This is a genomic window from Acidithiobacillus sp. TH-A67 (genome assembly GCF_057473545.1).
In genome coordinates, this window is the sequence record NZ_JBYCKU010000007.1 from 1 (window position 1) to 3,973 (window position 3,973).

A 3,973-nucleotide genomic window follows, 5' to 3' on the forward strand; every position below is an offset into this window, starting at 1 on the left:
TACCCCACCGTAGATCGTCCTGGAAAGTAATCCATACCCAGGAGAACCGGACATCTCTATCTTGCCCAACACCGGACATTTCTAATGTGCTTTGACAAACGTTGGTCGTCGAGATTGATTTCCTGGCGCCCGGCACGGACCAGTAGCCCGCCCAAGCCCTGGTACTGCAGATAGGCCTGATTGATGTTCGCTTCTTCGGGGTCGGGGATGACAGCATACGCAGTTTTGCTATTGCGCAGACTGTTGTAATCATTGAAGATTCCCGCCACATCGATGAACTGCAGGTTAGCGCTGAAACCGGCAATCGGGGCGCTTTTCAACCCTAACAAGGTTTGTACGGTAAAGGCGTTGGCGTCACGTTTGCCGGCTTGCGACATGAATTCATAGCGCGGACGAAAATCCAGACTGACCTTGCCAGCGCTGATGGCCTGCACAATGGGATCAGCCCAGGCATCGCTCTGTGGCAAGACGACTGCAGACACCATGGCTGCGGCGATGATCTGGTGACGGAAAGAGAATTGGATCATGGCTTACTCCAGACAAGGGGGGGCTGGCAGCGGCGCGAACGCCGCTGGAAGGTGACAGCAGGAGGATTTCAGTCCGCGATGGCGGATGCCTGGGGAGCTTGCCCTTGCGAAGGCATGCACTGACCATGGGCGGAGGCAACCTTGGCCCAGGTCTGCCACTGGCGGCGCAAGCCCACGATCAGCAGCAATGCCGTTGCGCTGAGTCCAGCAAAAATCCCGAAACCCCAGTGATAGCTCCCGGTGTCTTCCTTGGCGATTCCAAGAATTACCGGCAAATAGAAACCACCGATACCACCGGCAGCACCAATGATGCCGGTCATCAGCCCGGTCTTTTCCGGCCAGCGCAGGGGTACGAGTTGAAAGGTGGCGCCGTTACCGAGACCAAATGCCGCATAGAGAAAGAGGAAAAGGGCGATGCTGACGGCCAGGGTGGGCGTCCACAGAGAAAAAGCAGCATCGATGAGGCAGATCCCTGCGAGGAAAAACTGCAATGCGCGCGCTCCCGAAATGCGGTCAGCGATCAGCCCGCCAAACGGACGGAGAATGGCACCAGTAAAGGCAAAGAGGCCCATCAGCATACCGGCGTCTACCTTGGGCAGATGGTAGAGCGTCACCAGCAGCAGGCTGACAAAGGCCGACATGCCCACAAAGCCGCCAAAGGTAATGGCGTAGACCAAAATCAACGCCCAAGTGTCCCGCTCGCGCAGAACCGGAAAGTAGCGGCGCGGCAGGAAGAGCAACGACAGGAGGACGCCATAGACCGGCAACATCAGGAGCGCCGCTTTGCCATGCAGCCCCAGCCAGCCGCGCGGGGTAGCAACGGCCAGAATCGCGAGACCGACGAGAGTCAAGCCCCAACCCCAGGCCGCCGGTGCCACCTTCCCAGTTTTGGGAGCGCAATCCTTGCCCCAAAACCACAGGGTCACTGCGGCGAGGCCCAACAAGGGAAGTACCGCTGCCGCAGCATGGGTCCAGCCAAATTGTCCGGCCAGGGGCGGAAAGAGAAAGCCATCGAGGACGGCGCCGATATTGCCCGCCGCCGCAATGCCCAACACCGTTCCCTGGATTTTGGGAGGATAATTGCTGCCAGCCATGGGTAGGGCGACGGCAAAGCTGGCACCGCCAACGCCCAGCAAAACACCCAGGAAAATCAGGGCATCGTAACTGAGCGTATACGGGTAGATGGAAAGGACCAAGGGGGGAATCGCCGAAAGTGCCACCCCGATCAAGGCCAGCCAGCGCCCATCCATGGCTTGGTAGAGATTGCCGAAGCCAATGCGCAAAATTGCAGCGGACAGCACGGGAATGGCGACCAGATAACCCTGCTGCATGGGGGTGATATGCAGACTTTGGATCATATATGGCGCCAGCGGCCCAAACAAAAGCCATACCGTAAAACCCGTATCAAAATAAAGAAAACTGGCGACCAAGGCGCGCCGATTTCCCGCACGTAGTTGTGAAAGCAAGGATTGCATTCGTTTGATCCTCCGATCATGCGCACAACAAAAAAGGCGTCCCCGACCGCTACCGGTCAGGAACGCCATCGTCCCGTGTCATCATTCAGCGTTGAGTGATGCTCTAGCTTAATCAAGCAGAAATCATGCCATAATGGAGATCAACAAGAAATTTTCTGTAAAGTTACGTAAAAATAATGAGTTGCACTGAAGATTCGGAGGGTGACTGCGCCGGCGCTGGCCTTTGTATAATGCACAAGTGTAGTGCATACGCCCGCTTTTGGGGCCTCATTATGGGTCAAGACAACGATTCAACTAGGTCTTTGCAATAATAGACTGCCATCAAAAATTTGCGTCGTACCCATCGCAATGTCGCGCGCAACTCCCGGCAATTTCCAGGGGCTTGCATGGATGCCGAAACCCGACTGTTCATCGACCGGAATGGGAGCATCCATGGCCGTTGCCGCCAATCGATACAGATCGCCGCGATAGACCCGCTCCACCACGGCGCTGGGACTGGTCGCCGTCGGCCATTGTCCAGAAAGACGCATCTGTTCTGCTAGCCAGAGGCCGTGTTCCTGCCAGGGATATTGTGCCGCGTAGCGGTGGAATACATGGCCATCGGGTTGCCCAGCCATGCCGGGTATGGTTCCCTGCAATGCCGCAGCAAGCGCGGCCTCGGGAACGGCGATGGCCTGGGCTACCCACCGCGCGGCCTGCTGTCGATGCGCTGCATCATCCAGCCAACGGCCTGCGGCAATCAGGGCGCGCAGCAGGGCTTGATGAAGGGCCGGTTCGCGCTTCGCCCAATCCTCGCGCACCGCCAGAACCTTCTCCATCACATTGTTCCATAGAGAATAACTACTAACGATGGGTTGTCCGACCCCCTCCATGGCGGCCAGACTTCCCCAAGGCTCACCCACACAAAAAGCATCGATCTCGTCCTTGCGTAGGGCATCGACCATATAGCGCGGCGGAACCACACCAATCTCGACTTCACTGTGTAATTCGAGACCGGCTGCGCGTAGCCAGTGGCGCAATTGATAATGGTGATTGGAGACGGGTGATACCACGGCAAAACGTAGCGGCAGGAGACTGGGGTGGCTGCGCGTAAGTTCTCGTAGCGCCTGTCCCATGCGAGCAGGATCGGCGGTCGCTGCAGTGCCCCGCTGTAACAGCTCGCTATACAGACGCTGGCTGACGGTGATGGTGTTGCCATTGAGCGAGAGGACCAATCCGGTTATTACCGGAATTTTGGGAGAGGCAACGCCGAGGGTGGCCGCCATCGGCAATGGTGCTAGAGCATGTGCCGCTACCAGCTCGCCAAAGAGGAGATGATCGCGCAGGCTGGCCCAGGAGGGTTCGCATTGCAGGCGTACACGTAGTCCTTCGCGGGCAAATAGACCCAATTCCTGTGCAACTAGCAAAGGCGCGCTATCGGCGAGGGCAACATAGCCCAGCGAGAGTTCAGCATCGGTTTTCATTCCATAGTCCTCAACAGCTCACAAAAGAAAGCCTCGCTTCCGTAGAACCGAAGCGAGGACGCCATTGTCATGTTGAGCAAAGCAAAATTCATGCAACTTAAGATTCCATCAAGAGTGCAAAATCGCAGCGACCCGCGCGCAGTGCCGGGAGGACCTCTTACGCGCGTCGCGACGGTTCGTGGCGGCTTTTTCAGCTCCCCGGGCGCTTGCTGCGCCATGCCGGGTCCTCACGGAGATTCGCCAACGTAGGTACGCCACCGCGCACGACCCAGCTGGCTAGCAGCCCGTCGGATTTACCCTTTGGGCTCAATAAGGTATAATAACTTATAAATCAATTGATTGAGTGCGACATGGCCCATTTCATTTCTGCCGACCGCAAGACTTCCTATCTGCTCCCTCCGTCCATGGAGGACTGGCTTCCCGAGGGGCATTTGGCCCGGTTCATTGTGGAGGTGATTGAGCAGCTGGATCTCTCGAAGTTAGTCAAGCAGTATCGGGGCAGAGGCCT

At 57.4% G+C, this 3,973-nt stretch carries 3 protein-coding genes and 1 pseudogene; 1 reads left to right on the forward strand and 3 read right to left on the reverse strand.

What is annotated here, in order from left to right; translation table 11 throughout:
* Window positions 1–56 precede the first annotated feature (56 nt).
* The 3 genes from AC2VNM_RS01135 to AC2VNM_RS01145 all read right to left on the reverse strand — a co-directional run bounded on the left by AC2VNM_RS01135 (window position 57) and on the right by AC2VNM_RS01145 (window position 3,465).
* Window positions 57–527 (reverse strand): hypothetical protein, encoded by a 471-nt coding sequence (locus tag AC2VNM_RS01135; protein ID WP_486912726.1) that lies wholly within the window; start codon window positions 525–527, stop codon window positions 57–59.
* A 68-nt stretch (window positions 528–595) separates the two neighbouring features.
* Window positions 596–2,002 (reverse strand): MFS transporter, encoded by a 1,407-nt coding sequence (locus AC2VNM_RS01140; protein WP_483167017.1) that lies wholly within the window; start codon window positions 2,000–2,002, stop codon window positions 596–598.
* Between the two features lie 290 nt (window positions 2,003–2,292).
* Complete coding sequence (locus tag AC2VNM_RS01145; protein ID WP_483167018.1) at window positions 2,293–3,465, reverse strand: CmpA/NrtA family ABC transporter substrate-binding protein; 1,173 nt, start codon at window positions 3,463–3,465, stop codon at window positions 2,293–2,295.
* 350 nt (window positions 3,466–3,815) lie between these two features.
* Between AC2VNM_RS01145 and AC2VNM_RS01150 the strand changes: the two are divergent.
* Window positions 3,816–3,973, forward strand: a pseudogene (locus AC2VNM_RS01150) (IS5/IS1182 family transposase); the annotation flags it as partial.

What these genes read in the sequence shown, in the direction of transcription:
- AC2VNM_RS01145 (WP_483167018.1), bottom strand. Translation starts at nt 3,465, where the DNA reads ATGAAAACCGATGCTGAACTCTCGCTGGGCTATGTTGCCCTCGCCGAT.
- AC2VNM_RS01135 (WP_486912726.1), bottom strand. Translation starts at nt 527, where the DNA reads ATGATCCAATTCTCTTTCCGTCACCAGATCATCGCCGCAGCCATGGTG.
- AC2VNM_RS01140 (WP_483167017.1), bottom strand. Translation starts at nt 2,002, where the DNA reads ATGCAATCCTTGCTTTCACAACTACGTGCGGGAAATCGGCGCGCCTTG.